Consider the following 272-nt stretch of genomic DNA (forward strand, 5'->3'; position numbering starts at 1 on the left):
GGTCTGCATCGTGGAAATCAACTGGGCAATCTGCTCTGCTGCTCGCTTTGTTTCATCGGCCAGCTTTCGTACTTCCTCTGCTACCACCGCGAAACCGCGTCCCTGTACCCCCGCCCGCGCCGCTTCAATCGCTGCATTTAAAGCGAGCAGGTTGGTCTGGCTTGATATGTCCGTGATCGTGGTAACAATCCCGCCGATCTCTTCCGAACGCGTCGCCAGCCTTTGAATCGATTCCGTCGACTGCGTAACGGTCTGATTGATCATGCCAAGAT

Annotated in this window: 1 protein-coding gene; it reads right to left on the reverse strand. The window is 55.5% G+C overall.

Annotated features, from left to right (window positions below):
• On the reverse strand, positions 1-272 hold a 272-nt coding region (locus tag MXD62_RS08650; protein ID WP_248828869.1), incomplete at both ends, for a methyl-accepting chemotaxis protein.

Origin of the sequence: Frankia sp. Mgl5 (assembly GCF_023242985.1) — a bacterium.
Taxonomy (GTDB): Bacteria; Actinomycetota; Actinomycetes; order Frankiales; family Frankiaceae; genus Parafrankia; species Parafrankia soli.